Source organism: Vibrio sp. 1F263 (genome assembly GCF_041439035.1).
GTDB lineage: Bacteria > Pseudomonadota > Gammaproteobacteria > Enterobacterales > Vibrionaceae > Vibrio > Vibrio tasmaniensis_A.
Map to the genome: position 1 here is coordinate 1 of NZ_JBGONI010000011.1, position 16,339 is coordinate 16,339.

At 44.9% G+C, this 16,339-nt stretch carries 18 protein-coding genes; 5 read left to right on the forward strand and 13 right to left on the reverse strand.

Annotated features, from left to right (window positions below; all coding sequences use genetic code 11):
- Positions 1-202 precede the first annotated feature (202 nt).
- From fusA to fkpA, 8 genes are all read right to left on the reverse strand, one after another.
- Positions 203-2,299 (reverse strand): elongation factor G, encoded by a 2,097-nt coding sequence (gene fusA, locus ACED25_RS09670; RefSeq protein ID WP_012604915.1) that lies wholly within the window; start codon positions 2,297-2,299, stop codon positions 203-205.
- Between the two features lie 166 nt (positions 2,300-2,465).
- Complete coding sequence (gene rpsG / locus ACED25_RS09675; protein ID WP_012604916.1) at positions 2,466-2,936, reverse strand: 30S ribosomal protein S7; 471 nt, start codon at positions 2,934-2,936, stop codon at positions 2,466-2,468.
- Positions 2,937-3,040: 104 nt separating this feature from the next.
- A complete protein-coding gene (gene rpsL, locus ACED25_RS09680) occupies positions 3,041-3,415 on the reverse strand; it encodes a 30S ribosomal protein S12 (RefSeq protein ID WP_012604917.1) in 375 nt (124 codons plus the stop codon).
- A gap of 181 nt (positions 3,416-3,596) precedes the next feature.
- Positions 3,597-3,872: a sulfurtransferase complex subunit TusB gene (tusB, locus tag ACED25_RS09685; RefSeq protein WP_009848936.1), complete on the reverse strand. Its 276-nt coding sequence runs from the start codon at positions 3,870-3,872 to the stop codon at positions 3,597-3,599.
- 8 nt (positions 3,873-3,880) lie between these two features.
- Positions 3,881-4,237 carry a sulfurtransferase complex subunit TusC gene (tusC, locus tag ACED25_RS09690; protein ID WP_017096568.1) on the reverse strand — a complete coding sequence of 119 codons (357 nt, stop codon included), beginning with the start codon at positions 4,235-4,237 and terminating at the stop codon, positions 3,881-3,883.
- The gene (tusD, locus tag ACED25_RS09695; RefSeq protein ID WP_009848934.1) at positions 4,234-4,623 is read right to left on the reverse strand and encodes a sulfurtransferase complex subunit TusD; all 390 of its coding nucleotides are present in this window, start codon (positions 4,621-4,623) and stop codon (positions 4,234-4,236) included. The genes tusC and tusD overlap by 4 nt, the downstream gene beginning before the upstream one ends.
- Positions 4,617-5,342, reverse strand: a complete 726-nt coding sequence (locus ACED25_RS09700) for a transcriptional regulator (protein ID WP_012604921.1) — start codon at positions 5,340-5,342, stop codon at positions 4,617-4,619. Before ACED25_RS09700 ends, tusD begins: the two co-directional genes overlap by 7 nt.
- Positions 5,343-5,547: 205 nt before the next feature.
- A complete protein-coding gene (fkpA, locus tag ACED25_RS09705; RefSeq protein ID WP_009848932.1) occupies positions 5,548-6,324 on the reverse strand; it encodes an FKBP-type peptidyl-prolyl cis-trans isomerase in 777 nt (258 codons plus the stop codon).
- 131 nt (positions 6,325-6,455) lie between these two features.
- Between fkpA and ACED25_RS09710 the strand changes: the two genes are divergently transcribed.
- Positions 6,456-7,433 (forward strand): WD40 repeat domain-containing protein, encoded by a 978-nt coding sequence (locus ACED25_RS09710; protein ID WP_009848931.1) that lies wholly within the window; start codon positions 6,456-6,458, stop codon positions 7,431-7,433.
- Between the two features lie 5 nt (positions 7,434-7,438).
- Positions 7,439-7,666, forward strand: coding sequence for a SlyX family protein (locus ACED25_RS09715; protein ID WP_009848930.1), 228 nt, complete (start codon positions 7,439-7,441; stop codon positions 7,664-7,666).
- A gap of 182 nt (positions 7,667-7,848) precedes the next feature.
- On the opposite strand, the gene ACED25_RS09720 is transcribed toward ACED25_RS09715, so the two are convergent.
- From ACED25_RS09720 to kefG, 5 genes are all read right to left on the reverse strand, one after another.
- Positions 7,849-8,814, reverse strand: coding sequence for an isoaspartyl peptidase/L-asparaginase family protein (locus tag ACED25_RS09720; protein ID WP_017096565.1), 966 nt, complete (start codon positions 8,812-8,814; stop codon positions 7,849-7,851).
- A gap of 235 nt (positions 8,815-9,049) precedes the next feature.
- A complete protein-coding gene (slyD, locus tag ACED25_RS09725; protein WP_009848928.1) occupies positions 9,050-9,640 on the reverse strand; it encodes a peptidylprolyl isomerase in 591 nt (196 codons plus the stop codon).
- A 94-nt stretch (positions 9,641-9,734) separates the two neighbouring features.
- Positions 9,735-9,935 carry a YheV family putative zinc ribbon protein gene (locus tag ACED25_RS09730; RefSeq protein WP_009848927.1) on the reverse strand — a complete coding sequence of 67 codons (201 nt, stop codon included), beginning with the start codon at positions 9,933-9,935 and terminating at the stop codon, positions 9,735-9,737.
- 176 nt (positions 9,936-10,111) lie between these two features.
- Complete coding sequence (kefB, locus tag ACED25_RS09735) at positions 10,112-11,908, reverse strand: glutathione-regulated potassium-efflux system protein KefB (RefSeq protein WP_029223757.1); 1,797 nt, start codon at positions 11,906-11,908, stop codon at positions 10,112-10,114.
- A complete protein-coding gene (gene kefG, locus ACED25_RS09740; protein WP_017096561.1) occupies positions 11,895-12,479 on the reverse strand; it encodes a glutathione-regulated potassium-efflux system ancillary protein KefG in 585 nt (194 codons plus the stop codon). Before kefG ends, kefB begins: the two co-directional genes overlap by 14 nt.
- 174 nt (positions 12,480-12,653) lie before the next feature.
- Between kefG and ACED25_RS09745 the strand changes: the two genes are divergently transcribed.
- The 3 genes from ACED25_RS09745 (at position 12,654) to ACED25_RS09755 (ending at position 16,312) form a co-directional block, all read left to right on the forward strand.
- Positions 12,654-14,576: an ABC transporter ATP-binding protein gene (locus ACED25_RS09745; protein ID WP_017096560.1), complete on the forward strand. Its 1,923-nt coding sequence runs from the start codon at positions 12,654-12,656 to the stop codon at positions 14,574-14,576.
- On the forward strand, positions 14,573-15,043 hold the full coding sequence (locus tag ACED25_RS09750) for a TIGR02444 family protein (RefSeq protein ID WP_009848923.1): 471 nt from the start codon (positions 14,573-14,575) through the stop codon (positions 15,041-15,043). The genes ACED25_RS09745 and ACED25_RS09750 overlap by 4 nt, the downstream gene beginning before the upstream one ends.
- Before the next feature lie 276 nt (positions 15,044-15,319).
- Positions 15,320-16,312 carry a hydrolase gene (locus ACED25_RS09755; protein WP_135384636.1) on the forward strand — a complete coding sequence of 331 codons (993 nt, stop codon included), beginning with the start codon at positions 15,320-15,322 and terminating at the stop codon, positions 16,310-16,312.
- Positions 16,313-16,339 lie beyond the last annotated feature (27 nt).

A 16,339-nucleotide genomic window follows, 5' to 3' on the forward strand; every position in this document is an offset into this window, starting at 1 on the left:
CCGATAGTACCAACGTTTACGTGCGGTTTCGTACGTTCAAATTTTTCTTTAGACACAATCGTGTTCCTTCCTAGTTATGATTCGCCACGTTCATTATTGAGCGAGACGCGCCAGAAATTGCTATTTTATGCGCCAACTCTCGTTAGCGCAATATTTGGACGCATTGTTCTTTCAAAAAATGAAAAAATTGCGTCCCTTTTGTTTAACCACGCTCTGCAATGATTGCATTAGCAACATTTTTTGGCACTTCAGCGTACTCACTAAACTCCATAGAGTAAGAAGCACGACCTTGTGTCGCAGAACGTAAATCAGTTGCGTAACCGAACATGACAGACAACGGAACTTGTGCACGAATTATCTTCAGGCCAGCTGTCCCCTCGTCCATACCTTCGATGATGCCGCGACGACGGTTAATATCGCCAACAACGTCACCCATCCAGTCTTCTGGAGTAGTTACTTCAACTTTCATCATAGGCTCAAGCAAAACTGGTTGCGCTTCTAGTGCACCTGTTCTGAAAGCCATAGAGGCAGCGATTGTAAACGCCATCTCACTTGAATCTACTTCATGGTAAGAACCATCATATAGTGTAGCTTTGATATCCAAAACTGGATAGCCCGCTAATACACCATTGTTCATTTGCTCTTCAACGCCTTTAGCGACAGAGGTAATGAACTCTTTTGGCACGATACCATTGGCAATTTCATCTACGAAGACAAAGCCTTCACCGGCTTCTGATGGTTCCAGTTTCAGCCACACGTGACCGTACTGTCCTTTACCACCATGTTCGCGGATAAATTTACCTTCAGCTTTCGCTGTACCACGAATGGTTTCACGATAAGCAACTTGCGGATTACCAACGTTGCAGTTCACACTGAATTCACGCTTCATGCGGTCAACGATGATATCTAAGTGCAGTTCACCCATACCAGAGATTAGTGTCTGGCCAGTCTCGTCATCCGTTTCAACACGGAACGATGGATCTTCTGCCGCTAGCTTACCTAACGCGATAGTCATTTTATCTTGATCAGCTTGAGAGCGAGGCTCTACAACGATCTGAATAACTGGATCTGGGAATTCCATACGTTCAAGAACAATTTTATGGTTCTGATCACATAGAGTTTCACCAGTAGTAACATCTTTAAGGCCGATAATGGCTGCGATGTCACCTGCTCGTACTTCTTTTACTTCTTCACGCTTGTTTGAGTGCATTTGAACAATGCGCCCTAAACGTTCACGTTGTTTCTTCACAGAGTTGTAAGCTGTTTTACCGCTTTCAACAACACCAGAGTAAACACGGATGAAAGTTAAAGTACCAACAAATGGGTCTGTTGCAATTTTAAATGCTAGCGCTGAGAACGGTTCTTTGTCGTCTGCATGACGCTCTGCTTCGTTCTCGTCTTCATCGATACCTTTAATTGCAGGTACATCGACAGGAGAAGGAAGGAAGTCAACAACTGCATCTAGAACAGCTTGTACACCTTTATTTTTGAATGCACTACCACATGTAGCAAGTACGATTTCATTATTAAGGGTACGAGTACGAAGACCTTGTTTGATTTCAGCTTCTGTTAGTTCACCTTCTTCAAGGTACTTATCCATCAGCTCTTCATTTGCTTCTGCAGCAGCTTCAACAAGTTCTGTACGATATTCTTCAGCCATTTCTTGCATGTCTGCAGGAATATCTTCGTACGTGAAAGTCATGCCTTGGTCAGCTTCGTTCCAGTTAATCGCCTTCATCTTGATAAGATCGACAACGCCTTGGAAGTTTTCTTCAGCACCAATGTTCAGTTGAATTGGAACAGGAGTTGCGCCTAGGCGATCCTTGATCTGTTCAACTACACGCAAGAAGTCTGCGCCTGTACGGTCCATTTTATTAACGAAAACCATACGTGGAACTTGGTATTTATCAGCTTGACGCCATACAGTCTCTGACTGAGGTTCAACACCAGATGAGCCACAGAACACAACAACTGCACCATCAAGTACACGCAGAGAACGTTCTACTTCGATTGTGAAGTCAACGTGCCCCGGAGTGTCGATGATATTAATACGGTGGTCAGAGTACTGAGCTTCCATACCACGCCAAAACGTAGTAGTTGCTGCTGAAGTGATCGTAATACCGCGCTCTTGCTCTTGCTCCATCCAATCCATGGTTGCTGCACCATCGTGAACTTCGCCGATTTTGTGAGAAAGACCGGTATAGAACAGAATACGTTCACTTGTGGTTGTTTTACCTGCATCTACGTGAGCAACGATACCGATATTACGGTATTGCTCAATAGGAGTTTTACGAGCCACGGTTGAATCCTCTTATTAGAGACTTAGGGACTATTGCTATGTCTAGATTATGCGCTAGAAGCGATACTTCGCTAAAAAGTGCTTGCCCTAGAAATAGCAATAGTTCCTAGCATAAGCATAGGAACTAAAGAAGTGCTGCAAGGAAACTTGCAGCACTAAAAAGGTATTACCAGCGGTAATGTGCGAACGCTTTGTTTGCGTCAGCCATACGGTGAACGTCTTCACGTTTCTTAACCGAAGTACCTTTGTTCTCAGACGCGTCTAGCATTTCAGCAGCTAGGCGTTGAGCCATAGATTTTTCACCACGCTTACGCGCAGCTTCAACTACCCAACGCATAGCAAGAGCGTTACGGCGAACCGGACGAACTTCTACAGGTACTTGGTAAGTTGAACCACCCACACGGCGAGATTTAACTTCTACCGCTGGACGAACATTTTCAAGAGCTTCTTCAAATACAGCTAAGTGATCTTTACCAGATTTCTCAGCCATAACTTCTAGTGCAGTGTAAACAATCTTCTCTGCAGTAGATTTTTTTCCGTCAACCATAAGGATGTTAACGAATTTTGCCAGCAGCTCAGATTTGAACTTAGGATCTGGAAGGATCTTACGCTGGCCTATTACGCGACGACGTGGCATGGAATTTCTCCGTTGTCTTCTTCAGGTTTTTTCCAAAACTTTTCAGAATAATAAATAAATAGTGTTTGGCCTTACTTAACGCTTTCTTTTAAAAAAAAGACGCATTAAGACTTAGGACGTTTCACACCATACTTAGAACGACCTTTCTTACGGTCGTTAACGCCTGCACAGTCAAGTGCACCGCGAACAGTGTGGTAACGCACACCTGGTAAATCTTTAACACGACCACCACGGATAAGAACAACACTGTGTTCTTGAAGGTTATGACCTTCGCCGCCGATGTATGAAGTAACTTCAAAGCCGTTAGTTAGACGAACACGACATACTTTACGTAGTGCTGAGTTCGGTTTTTTTGGAGTAGTAGTATATACGCGAGTACATACACCACGTTTTTGTGGGCACGCTTCTAGTGCAGGCACGTTGCTTTTAACAACCTGCTTTACACGAGGAGTACGTACCAACTGGTTAATAGTTGCCATTAACTAGCTCCTGATTTACTTGAAAGTAAGCTTGATGAAAAATCTAGCCCTATTACACATAGTGTAAATAGGGACGCAAAATTCTATTCAGCAGTGGGATGTGTGTCAAGAAATATACAGATCTTTTTTAGCCGTCTAGAGCTCAGGATGGTCTTTTTTTAACCACACTGATAAAATGCAGCTACCAAGTGACTGATTTGTCGTTCAAAACAGTCAGTTTTACGAATCCATCGAAGTCCACTTGATCCAGGGTGCTTGAAGCAAGTTGTTGTAAACCTCGACTATAAAGATCTGTTTTTAATACCGACACATGTTTAACGGTGGAGATTTGATTGAATAACTCATGATTTGGAAGGCAAACATACACCGCATCTTCAACCAAAAGGATATGGTCCTTTTGTTGCGAGTACATCAATGCAAGCTTGAGTTTGTCTACTGATTTTACAATATGAAGCATAACGTTCCCTAGAAAGTCAGTATTTTTTGGCTCTGAGCTAACTTCTGCGTCAACTCATTCATTTCTAGCGCAGTCACATCGATCAGTAAGTTATCAGTCGAGAGACCAAACTGATTGAGGCTATGTTGACACACGTAAACCTGCTCGATGTCGTAGAGGTCCATAAGCTTGAATGCAGAAATATAGTCACGTGATAAGGATTCATCAGGCTGTTGCGCTTTGAGAAGCTGTGTAACGCCATCACCGACAAAGAATACGCTGATGTCTTCACTGTAAGCTGAAGCCGCTAACAATGCGTCTAGCCCTTCCCTACCTGCAGCCGTTGTATGAGGAAAGCTGTTAAATATAAATGCTAATGTGCTCAAAACTGGACAACCCTATCTTGCGTCAGAAGTGCTTCAGATAAACTCCCTAAGCCTGCTTGGGTAAACCCTGTCGCCAAGTTAGAGGCAATTAATTGATGTTGCGCCGCTTCTTCAGTGCTGATAACTCCACGCCTTAGCGCAGCAGCAACACATGTCTCTAGGCTAACATTGTGCTCGTCCGCCAGTTTTTGCCAAGCGGCAGCTAAGTCAAATTCATCATTAGCCGGCACAGTAATGCCAGAGCCATTACTGACGCCGTCTTGATAGAAGAACACACTGTGAAGTTTGTGGCCCTGTTTCAATAGAGCCACAGCAAACTGATAAGCACTTCTTGCGGATTGTGACCCGTAAACGGGTCCATTAACTAAGAGTGTATAGCTTAACAACCCTCTTCATCCTCTGTTTTACGTTGACGGATGTACAAGTACACTGTGTGCTTAGAGATATTCAATCGCTCAGCAACGCGGTTAATCGCGTCTTTGATGTCGAAAATACCTTTGTCGTATAGCTCCATCACGATTTGGCGATTTTTGGTGTTGTTCGATACAGATTTGTCTGCATTGATTTCTTCAATCGTGCGTTCAACCGTTTGATCGACAAGTTCTTCAACATCACTAGCAAAGTTAACAGATGACGCAGCTTCGTCCGCGTCTTGCGTAGGCATGAAAGATTGCAGCACTTGTGAGAATGGCGCATCTAAGTTCACGTTAATACACAGTAAGCCAATCACTCGGTCTTCACCATTGCGGATAGCAACCGTGATCGACTTCATTAGTACCCCGCCTTTAGCGCGAGTAAAATATGAACGAGAGAAGTTACGCTTAGAACCTTCAATATCTTTCAACATCTTCAATGCAAGATCTGTGATTGGCGAACCAACCTGACGGCCTGTATTTTCACCATTGGCAATTTTAATCGCTGAAGTATTGAGGTCTTCTAAAGAGTGTAAAACGATTTCACAAAACGGACCGATCAGACTCGCAATACCATCAACTACGGCCTCATAAGATCTTAGGATAATTTTATCGTGTTCACTGAATGGCATGACATGGACTGATTCCATTTCGAGTAACATGTCCGCATTGACTGTTTCTGTAGTAGTCACTTATTCCTTACCTTCGTGTGAAAAATCAACAAATTTATGTAAGTTTATCAGAAAATTTTAATTGCACACCTAGCTAACATTGCAACTAGTGATTTAGAACAAGTTTAAAAATCAAATACTCATATTCAAGTCATAAAAAAAGCCTAACTTAAAGTTAGGCTTTTTATTCAATCAACGTATTTTAGTACGAGGCTTTTAATCGATATTATTGTGCAGGAGCTGCTTCAGCGTTATCGATGTTTAGTAGTTCTACTTCGAATACTAGCGTTGAGTTAGCTGGAATAGTCGGTGTATCTTGCTCACCGTATGCTAGCTCTGGCGGGATAACGAACTTGTACTTAGAACCCACTTGCATCAGTTGTACACCTTCAGTCCAACCTGGGATTACGCGGTTTAGTGGGAATGTTGCTGGTTCGCCACGATCGTAAGAGCTGTCGAACTGAGTACCGTCTGTTAGCGTACCTTTGTAGTGTACTTGAACCGTATCAGTGTCTTTTGGAGAAGCGCCTTCACCAGCCGTCATTACTTGGTAAAGTAGACCAGATTCAGTTTGCTTAACGCCTTCAGTTTTAGCGAACTCAGCGCGGAAGTCATCACCCGCTTTCTTCACTTCTGCAGACTTTTCTGCCGCTTGTGCTTGCATCGTTTCAGCAACACGCTTGTCTAGAGCTTCAAGAGCTGCACGAGTCTCTTCTTCGTTAAGTGCCGTCTTCTCTGCGAATACGTCTTCGATACCTTGAAGAACCATCGCTTTGTCTAGGTTAATACCTAGCTCGCTTGGCTTATCAATGCTTGTGCTTAAGTAGTTAGCGAAAGATACACCGATTGCGTATGCCGCTTTGTCATCTTCTGTTTTAAAGTTTACTGCTGCAACTTTAACTTCTTCTACCTGTGGAGCTTCTGCCTTTGGTTCTTCTTTCTGACAACCAACTGCTAGCATAACCGTTGCGGCAAGCAGTGATACTTTTAAAACTGATTTCATTGAATTCTCCAATTAATGGCCAAGCCATTGGTTATTGTGCACAAATCTAATGATTAGATTGGTGTGAATACGTTAGTTATAACAATATACTAGTCATATGTCTTTCGACACAAACCGGATTATTGGATGTGATGCGAATATTTTTCCACTCATTGCTATGTACGATTGTCATCACCTTGTTAAATGGCTGCTTTTTCTTCCAAGATGATGACCAACGCTGGGAAATTGAACCCAACGGCGCCACCAGCTTTGCCCTAAGTAGAGATGGACGCTTCGCGCTGCTCTACTCGCAGCAAAAACAGCTGCTCCTTTGGGATCTTGCCCAGAACAAAGAACTGGCTCAGCTTGGTCCACAAGATCAATCCGAAAATCAAGTATCGCGTATTCGCATCTCTGACAATGGTCGCTTTGCCATTACCGCCAGTCAGATGAATTTCGCCGTTTGGGACTTATCTTGGACACAAGCTGAAGGGCTATGGTCGATTTCCGATGGCTTAATTCGCGATGTTGATATCTCTAGCAACGGTGAAAAAGTACTGCTGGGCCTATCTAATGGCAAAGCTATCTATGTGGACTTAGTCACCGGACGCCGTCTGGAGTTCCTCGCTCACCGAGAAAAAGTTAATTCCGTCTCCCTATCTTCGAATGGGCGCTACGCATTATCAGGCGGTAACGACTATAAAGCTTACCTTTGGGATACCGAATCAGGCTTGGTATTGCGTACATTCGAGCACGAACAAAGAGTCGTACGAGTTGCCTTACAACGAGATGGAGAGCTAGCTTTTACCTCCGATGGAGGGAATCAAGCGATGATCTGGGATCTTGAGACAGGTGAACCTCAAGCTCAATTGCAGAGCTGGTCTCGACAGCTAATTTTCTCCAGTGCTCGCTTTTCTGATGACGGCAGTATGTTGGTAACAGGTACGCCATCTAGCCAAGTGAGCGTGTGGAATACTCAAGATGGCAAACGCATTTCTCGCCACGACGCCGAGCCATTAAAAGATGCTCGCCCTCCTCGTGCGGTAGTGTATGATGCAGCCTTTGATGATAAGAACCGTGTGATATCGGGCACCTCTGCGGGCATTGCCCAAGCTTGGAATGTGGATTAAGAACGATGACAGAAAAGCGAGTTGAACAATTAGAAAGCCGCGTGAATGACCTAGAATGTCAGTTGGCTTTCCAAGAGCAAACCATTGAAGAACTTAATGAAGCGCTTAGCCAACAACAGATGTTGATCACGAGAATGCAAGACCAGATGAAGTTCGTGGTTGGCAAAGTAAAAAATATGGATGGCTCAAACCTCGCTGACGCATCAGAAGAGACGCCCCCTCCACACTATTAAGTGCGCTTTAAAGATAACGAATTAGTTCTAGTGACGCATATCGTTAGTTTTTCGTCCTCAATGTGTAAACACATTTCAGGACGGGACATAGAAAACCAAAAGGGCGACAGATACTTATCTGTCGCCCTTTTGTTTGTTTAATCTGCGCTAATTCAACTAAAGTCAGTTAAGCCAATACAAACTTAGTCATCGGCATAAATTTTTACTTCCACGCAGCCATTAGTATCAACACTCGCACGGTACATTCCTGAACTGTTCATACCGAAATGAATATCACCTTGTCCATCGATAGCAATCAAGCCTCCTTCACCACCCATGGTTTTCAATTCACCTTGAATTATCGTTTCACAAGCCGTATGCACATCTTCCTTGAGATAACGCATTCGTGCCGCCACATCACTGGCAACCATCTTTCTAAGGAAGAACTCCCCCATACCTGTTGTTGAAACGGCCACATTGCCATTTTCAGCAACAGTGCCTGCACCGATGATTGGAGAATCTCCCACACGACCGTATTTTTTATTGGTTACGCCACCAGTGCTGGTTGCGGCTGCTAAGTTTCCGGCTTGGTCTAATGCGACCGCGCCAACCGTGCCGTACTTTTTATCATCTGGATATTTATCAGCTTGCTCTTCATCATATTTCGCTTCAGACAAAGCAAAAATACCTTTCTCTTTCATCGACTGAAGTTGGTCATAACGACGCTCAGTAAAGAAGTAATCTTGCTCGGTGAAAGTATGGTCATACTCAAACGCAAACTTCTCGGCGCCTTCACCAATCAGTAGCACATGGTCGCTTTTAAGCATCACATCACGCGCAAGCTCAATTGGATTTTTGATATGGCGGACACCGGCAATAGCCCCCGCATCCATTTCACGACCGTGCATCACAGAAGCATCCATCTCAACAAATTCATCATGAGTTAGAACTGAACCTTTACCTGCATTAAAGTGGGGACTGTCTTCCATCACCTTAACTGAAGCAACCACTGCATCTAGCGCATCGCCACCCGACTGTAATACTTGATAGCCAGCCAAAACCGATTTTTCCAAAGCCTCGGTAATACCCGTTTTTAATTCATCACTCATTTGCTCTCGTAAGATGGTGCCTGCACCACCATGAATGGCAATTGAAAAAGGCTGTGACATACAAACTCTCCACTGACGTCGACTTATAATGTTGTGCTATCAATACCACATCCATGGTTTGATGTCTGATAGCGAAAACCAAACTATTTACGAACGCTTAGATTTGCGGACACTAAGATTTGCAGACAATTAGTTTGGTAGACGGAAAGCCAGCTCAAAAAGCTAGCACCCTAAACGAAAAAAACCTCCACAAGGGAGGCTTTCAATATTCTTAAACTAAACCGTTAATTCGGTATTAGTGAGAACCACAGCTACCGCCGCCGCAGCAGCCGTCTTTTTTCTCTTCAGCATGGTCATGGCCTTCGCCACCACAGCAACCACCTTCGTGATCATGATCGTGGTCGTGACCGCCACAGCCGCCTTCTTGGTGTACGTGACCGTGTTGAACTTCTTCTTCAGTCGCTTCACGAACCGCTACAACTTCAACGTCAAACGTTAGAGTTTGGCCAGCTAGCATGTGGTTACCGTCAACAACAACTTCGTCGCCATCTACTTCAGTAACTTCAACTGGGATTGGACCTTGGTCAGTATCCGCTAGGAAACGCATGCCAACTTCGATTTGCTCAACACCTTGGAATACGTCTGCAGGAACACGTTGAACTAGGTCATCGTTGTGCTCGCCGTAAGCGTCTTCTGGAGTAACAGTTGCTGAGAACTTGTCGCCAGCGACTTTGCCTTCAAGCTCTTTTTCAAGACCTGTAATTAGGTTGTTGTGACCGTGAAGGTAATCTAGTGGAGCTTCTGCAGTTGATTGATCAACTACTACGCCATCTTCAAGTTTCACTTGATATGCAACACTAACTACTACGTTCTTTTCAATTTTCATGAGAGCTCCAAGGAGGTTTGGACTAAGCTCGAACAGTTGAGCTTAGGAAAAATTCTGTACCCGGATATTATGGGGATCAATTGACGAAACTCAATCACTCAGGCTTAAAAATACCGATCATTTCTTGATTCGCGTGTTCAGATTTCTCTACAGTTTTCGGTTTACGCTGTTCTGTGAAGTCACAATCGACACATTCCACCAGCTCGATATTATTTTCAATCCACCAGCGGAGTGTGTCTTGAGTCTTGCAGCTTGGGCAGCTCGCCCCTGCGATAAAGCGTTTTTTCTGTTTCACGTTGATATCCTTTACTACTCTGGATTCGCAGTTCTTCCGCTCTAGCTCTATTAAAGACAAAGCAGAGACCACGTTTATTATTAGATCAGTTATCTAGACTTTTATTTCTAGAGCTCAAGCTATATGTCTATGCCCAAGCTTCATTTCTAAGCTCAAGCATTAGTTATCACTTCAAGCTACTGCCAATAGTTTCGAGATTGGTGATCGTTTTCCATCTCGTGTCCAAAAATCTCTTCAAGCTCTTTGCGAGCCTCTTTCGCTCTTTGGGCTAACTCGGCATCTTCGTTATGCTGAGGCAGCAACTCTTTCAGCATACCATTATCCAGTTTCCTAAAGTGTGCTTCTGCTCGCTTCGCTTTATATGGATGCATGCCAAGTTCAGTCAATGTTTGACGACCTAAATCCAGAGCACCAAGGAAGGTTTCACGCGAGTAGTTGCTCACACCGTGGTTAAGTAATTGATACGCTTCAACACGGCTTCGAGCACGCGCTAAAATCTTTAACTGTGGGAAATGCTGCTTACACAAGTCGACAGTTTTCATGATTTCGTCTGGAGAGTCGGTACACAACACGATCGCTTCCGCTTTATCAGCTCCGGCTGCGCGTAATAATTCAAGATGAGTCGAGTCACCGTAAAACACCTTGTAGCCGAACTTCCTAAGGATATGTATTTGGCTGGCATCACTTTCAAGGACGGTGATACGAATCTTGTTAGCATACATCAGACGACCAATGATCTGACCGAAACGACCAAAGCCTGCAATGATCACTCGAGGGCTACGATCAACCACATCCGAAGACATCGCACTTTCGCTGATTTGGTTCAGCTGACGAGCAAAGAATCGGTCTTGCAGCTTAAGCATCAGCGGCGTGGTCACCATAGACAGGCTCACTACCACCAGTAAGAACGACACCTGTTCGCCACTTAAGATGCCTTGTGCACTCGCAGCGGTAAAAATTACGAAGGCAAACTCACCACCTTGGCTGAGAATCATCGCCATTCGGCTGCGCGCTTTAGCTTGAGTGCCGAAGATACGAGCCAGCGCATACAGCACCAAACCTTTCAATATGACCAGAGACGACACTGCGATAAGTATTGCGAATGGGCTTTCTGCCAATAAACCTAGGTTTACTGCCATACCCACAGAGATAAAGAACAGACCAAGCAGTAACCCTTTGAATGGGTCAATCGCAATTTCTAACTCGTGTCGATATTCACTTTCAGCCAGAAGTACGCCCGCCAAGAAAGTACCTAATGCCATCGACAAACCAATCTGCTGCATGATGACGGCAATACCAATCACCAATAACAGCGCTGCTACCGTGAACAACTCACGCACACCGCTCATGACTACATATCGGAACAGTGGTCTCAACAAGAAGTGACCACCGACAAGCAAGCCAATCACACCGCCTAGCATCCACAACATGTCAGCCCAACTGCCGCCCGTATTGCCAGCAAGCAAAGGCAGCATCGCCAACATAGGGATTACGGCAATATCTTGGAAAAGTAATACCGCAAAGCCTGACTGCCCTGCTTCTTTGCCACCAAGCTCTCGCTCTTCAATAACACGCAACGCAATAGCGGTCGAAGACAAAGCTAAACCCATGCCGATGACTAAGCTAGTTTGCCAAGTTAAACCAAACATACACGCGATAGCGGTAATAATCAGAGTGGTGATCAGCACTTGCGCGCCACCGAGTCCTAGAATGGGGGCTCGCATCTGCCACAGTTTTTTCGGATTAAGTTCGAGACCAATCAAGAAGAGCAGCAGTACCACCCCGAATTCGGAGAAGTGTAGAATCGCCTCTACATCACTGATTAAACCAAGCCCCCATGGGCCAATCGCCACACCCGCTAATAAGTAACCGAGTACCGACCCTAATCCAGCGCGCTGTGCGATAGGAACCGCAACTACAGCAGCTGCTAAAAATATAACGCTACTTTGTAGAAAATCGTTAGTCAGAGCCATCATTCGCTCCTATATCTTGTAGCGGGTCTCGCAACCAATTTCGATACGCTTCTGCGTGTTGGTAACGCGTCATATCGGTGACATTTCGTGCCCAGTGTAAAACCAAAGGGGATATCCAGTGCATCTGACACAAAGCAGCCGTTAGCTCGAATGGTTGCAAAATCTCTTGTAATGGATATTTATTATAGCCTGCGGCACCAAACGCCTCTTCTTTACCACCGGTAGTAATCACACTGCGCCAGTGTTTACCTTTAAGCGCACTTTGCTCACCAAACGCAAAACCCTTGCCTAATACTCGGTCAAACCACTCTTTAAGCAGTGATGGGCAGGAATACATAAACAAAGGGTGTTGGAACACGATCACATCAAATTCAAGCAGCAATGCATGCTCAGAAGGCACATCAATAAAGAAGTCAGGATAGATGGCGTAGAGATCGTGGACTTTGACATTCCCAAGCGACTCTATCTTTTTAACCATGATCTGGTTAGCGATAGAGGTTTGCGGCTCTGGGTGCGCATAGATGACCAGCACCTTTGGCACGGGGTTGTCTGTCGAGGGAGTATTACTCATTCCTTTGAAACATTCCTTTGAAGGCTAAACGGTGGCAAGGCCACAAGAATTTAAGCAAAAGTTACTAATATGTTATTGGCATCATAACGCAAATTGCATTGTGATCGACTTTTATCTGGTTTCAGCCTACTATGCAGGCGTCTGTTCACCTCTAATTTCTATGCTATTTCAATTATGATTACTTTCTCTGATATTCAATTGCTACGCGGCGGTAAGCCACTCCTCGACCAAGCATCTGCGACTTTTCACCCTGGCGACAAGATCGGTTTGGTTGGTAAGAATGGCTGTGGTAAATCTACGCTGTTCGCCCTAATTAAGGACGAACTGTCTATTGATGCTGGCTCATTCAGTAAACCAGCCCATTGGGAAATGGCTTGGGTTGCTCAAGAAACACCTGCATTAGAAAGAACAGCAATTGAATACGTGATTGATGGCGACCGTGAATACCGTGGCCTTGAAGATCAACTTGAGAAAGCCGAACAAGCCGACAACGGCACATTAGTCGCAGAGATCCATGGCAAGATTGAAACCATTGGTGGTTATAGCATCAAAGCACGCGCGGCTGAGCTGTTAGACGGCCTGGGCTTTCGCCAAGAACAAATGACATGGAACCTGACTCAATTTTCAGGGGGTTGGCGTATGCGTTTAAACCTAGCGCAAGCCCTACTGTGTCGCAGTGACCTACTGTTACTCGATGAGCCAACCAACCACTTGGATTTAGACGCTGTAATGTGGCTAGAACGCTGGTTACAAAACTACCCAGGCACACTCGTTCTTATCTCACACGATAGGGACTTCTTGGATCCTATCGTCAACCGCATCGTGCATGTTGAAAATCAACTGCTCAATGAATACACCGGTAACTACTCGTCGTTCGAAACCCAACGAGCGCAAAAGCTAATTCTGCAACAAGCTATGTACCAAAAGCAGCAGAAACAAATGTCGCACATGCAGAGCTACATTGACCGTTTCCGTTACAAAGCTTCAAAAGCTCGCCAAGCGCAAAGCCGTATTAAAGCGCTAGAAAAAATGGAACAAGTACTGCCCGCTCAGTTTGATAACCCTTTCAGCTTTGAATTTAGAGAACCAGACGCACTACCAAACCCAATCATGATGATGGACGAGGTATCGGCGGGTTACGACGACAACCTGATTCTAGAGAAGATTCGCCTAAACCTAGTACCGGGCAGCCGTATTGGTTTGCTTGGTCGAAATGGTGCAGGTAAATCGACGCTGATTAAACTGCTTTCTGGCGAACTGAAACAGCAAGGTGGTGAGCTGAGCTATTCGCAAGGCGTTAAAATGGGTTACTTTGCACAGCACCAATTAGAGACGCTGCACCCGGAAGAGACACCACTTCAGCACATGATGCAGATTGCGCCAAAACACACCGAGCAACAACTGCGTGACTACCTAGGTAGCTTTGGCTTCCAAGGTGAAAAAGCACTCGATAAAGTGGCACCGTTCTCCGGTGGTGAAAAAGCGCGTTTAGTATTGGCTCTGCTGGTATGGCAAAAACCGAACCTATTACTACTCGATGAACCAACCAACCACTTGGATCTCGATATGCGTCAGGCACTAACGTTTGCGTTGCAGACGTTTGAAGGCGCGATGGTTATCGTATCGCACGACCGCTACCTACTTCGTGCCACTACTGATGATTTATACCTTGTACACGACCGTCAAGTTGCACCGTTTGATGGTGACCTTAGCGATTACTACAAGTGGCTAACCGAACAACAGAAAGTTGAGCGCAAAGAAGCACAAGCATTGGCACCAGCAAAAGATGGCGCCAACAGTGCAGCAGCAAAAAAAGATCAGAAACGTAAAGAAGCAGAGTTCCGTAAACTGACGGCACCAATTCGTAAAAAGCTGACTCAATTTGAAAAGCAGATGGATAAATTAACGTTGGCTCTTGAAGAAGCCGAGCAAGAATTATCCGATACTTCACTGTATGAAGCTGAAAATAAGGCTAAACTGAATAAAGTACTCGCTCTACAAGCGAGCAGTAAGTCACAGCTAGAAGAAGTTGAAATGGATTGGATGTCCACTCAAGAAGAGCTTGAGCAGATGGAACTGGATATGGATAGCTTATGAGCCCAGAGCACGCACCAATATCACTAACACTGGAACGACTATGGCAATTTAGCCTTCAGTATTACAGTGTGCGCGGTGTTAAGGATGCGTGCTTAGCTTTGCAAAACCAATTCCATGGCAACGTCAATCTACTGCTGCTTCTCAAATGGCTTGATGAGCAGCAACTCTCTTTCGCTGAGGAGGAGTGGCACAAGGTGCAACAATGCTTAAGTCGCTCTGAAACCTTGCTTCATAGTTATCGAGAGCTGCGTAAACACCTCAAAGCACACGTTGTTGATTCACTCTACCGTGAAGCCTTACAATTTGAGCTACAGCTTGAGAAACAACAGCAATCCGATCTCGTCGACTGCATTAAGTCTCTTCAACTTACTGCGAACCAACAATCACCGCTCGCTTTACAGTACTGTCGTTTATTAGGGGCGGAAAATCTCTACGACGCTTTTTCTGAACCAGCACCACAGCCCTAACGCATTTCCTTTTCCTTTTATTCAATCAAGCTCCAAGCTTAACTGCGCTCTCTCGCTACCATGATCGCATGCTGACTAAAACACATTTGGGGGAGTCTTTAATACGCCCAACCTTGATATTATTCAACCAGTTACCCATCACCTGTTTTGGTCGATCATATCAGTGAAACCCTTGCGCTTATGCTAAGAATCAACCAAGCTCAAATAAAAACGTGGGCGTTTCGCTAAAAGCTCAACACTTTATCAAAGCCCATAAAAGAAGCATGGACTGTTTTTATGACAATATTTACCGCTGCCGCTGGCCTATCGAATCCACATTTACAAACCTTAGTGCCAAGATTTATTAGAAAGCAGGCGTTGTTTGCTCCTCAATGGCAGACCTTAGAAACTCCCGACGGCGATTTCCTAGACCTTGCATGGAGTGAATCGCCAGACGGTGACACGCCAAGCAATGATGATAAAAGTAACAAGCCAATATTCGTTCTATTCCACGGATTAGAAGGGAGCTTTGAGAGCCCTTACGCCAACGGGCTGATGAATGCATTTGCTAAAGATGGTTGGCTATCAGTGATGATGCACTTTAGAGGTTGCAGCGGAAAACCAAATCGCTTGGCTCGTGCATACCATTCAGGTGAAGTCGAAGATGCGCGCTTTTTCCTAAGGCATCTGCACGCGCAGTTCCCCAACAACCCCAAAGTTGCAGTTGGTATCTCTTTGGGTGGTAACATGCTGGCGAATTATTTGGCTGAGTATGCCGACGACCCATTGCTGTCGGCGGCGACCATAGTATCTGCTCCATTTGACTTGGCTTGTTGTTCTAGTCGCATTGAGCAGGGCTTCTCCAAACTCTATAAGAAGTATCTACTCAACTCTCTAAAATCAAACGCCTTGAAAAAAGTTAGCCTGCTACAGGAAAAGCTTGGTGTCACAGCGGAAACCATTAAGAAGATCACCAAACTGTATGAGTTTGATGAACAAATCACGGCGCCTCTGCATGGGTTCAAAAATGCCCAAGATTATTATGCACAATGCTCCGCACTACCTAAACTCAAGAAGATCAAACTACCAACTCAGATCATTCATGCCAAGGACGATCCTTTCATGACCGATGATGTGATTCCAAAGTTCGTTCTGCCTGATAACATCGATTATCGACTGTTTCAAAAAGGCGGTCATGTGGGGTTCATTACCGGCAGCACACTCAAGCCAAGATTTTGGTTAGAAGAAGCATTACCCGCCTACTATGAAAGTCTACAAGATTCGGCATAATGACGAGCCTTAGTAAATAACAGTTAA

Bases quoted from the DNA above. Each gene is read 5' to 3' on its own strand.
- rpsG (WP_012604916.1), bottom strand. From the start codon at position 2,936: ATGCCACGTCGTCGCGTAATAGGCCAGCGTAAGATCCTTCCAGATCCT.
- rpsL (WP_012604917.1), bottom strand. From the start codon at position 3,415: ATGGCAACTATTAACCAGTTGGTACGTACTCCTCGTGTAAAGCAGGTT.
- tusB (WP_009848936.1), bottom strand. From the start codon at position 3,872: ATGCTTCATATTGTAAAATCAGTAGACAAACTCAAGCTTGCATTGATG.
- fkpA (WP_009848932.1), bottom strand. From the start codon at position 6,324: ATGAAATCAGTTTTAAAAGTATCACTGCTTGCCGCAACGGTTATGCTA.
- ACED25_RS09710 (WP_009848931.1), top strand. From the start codon at position 6,456: ATGCGAATATTTTTCCACTCATTGCTATGTACGATTGTCATCACCTTG.
- ACED25_RS09715 (WP_009848930.1), top strand. From the start codon at position 7,439: ATGACAGAAAAGCGAGTTGAACAATTAGAAAGCCGCGTGAATGACCTA.
- ACED25_RS09720 (WP_017096565.1), bottom strand. From the start codon at position 8,814: ATGTCACAGCCTTTTTCAATTGCCATTCATGGTGGTGCAGGCACCATC.
- slyD (WP_009848928.1), bottom strand. From the start codon at position 9,640: ATGAAAATTGAAAAGAACGTAGTAGTTAGTGTTGCATATCAAGTGAAA.
- kefB (WP_029223757.1), bottom strand. From the start codon at position 11,908: ATGGCTCTGACTAACGATTTTCTACAAAGTAGCGTTATATTTTTAGCA.
- kefG (WP_017096561.1), bottom strand. From the start codon at position 12,479: ATGAGTAATACTCCCTCGACAGACAACCCCGTGCCAAAGGTGCTGGTC.
- ACED25_RS09745 (WP_017096560.1), top strand. From the start codon at position 12,654: ATGATTACTTTCTCTGATATTCAATTGCTACGCGGCGGTAAGCCACTC.
- ACED25_RS09750 (WP_009848923.1), top strand. From the start codon at position 14,573: ATGAGCCCAGAGCACGCACCAATATCACTAACACTGGAACGACTATGG.
- ACED25_RS09755 (WP_135384636.1), top strand. From the start codon at position 15,320: ATGACAATATTTACCGCTGCCGCTGGCCTATCGAATCCACATTTACAA.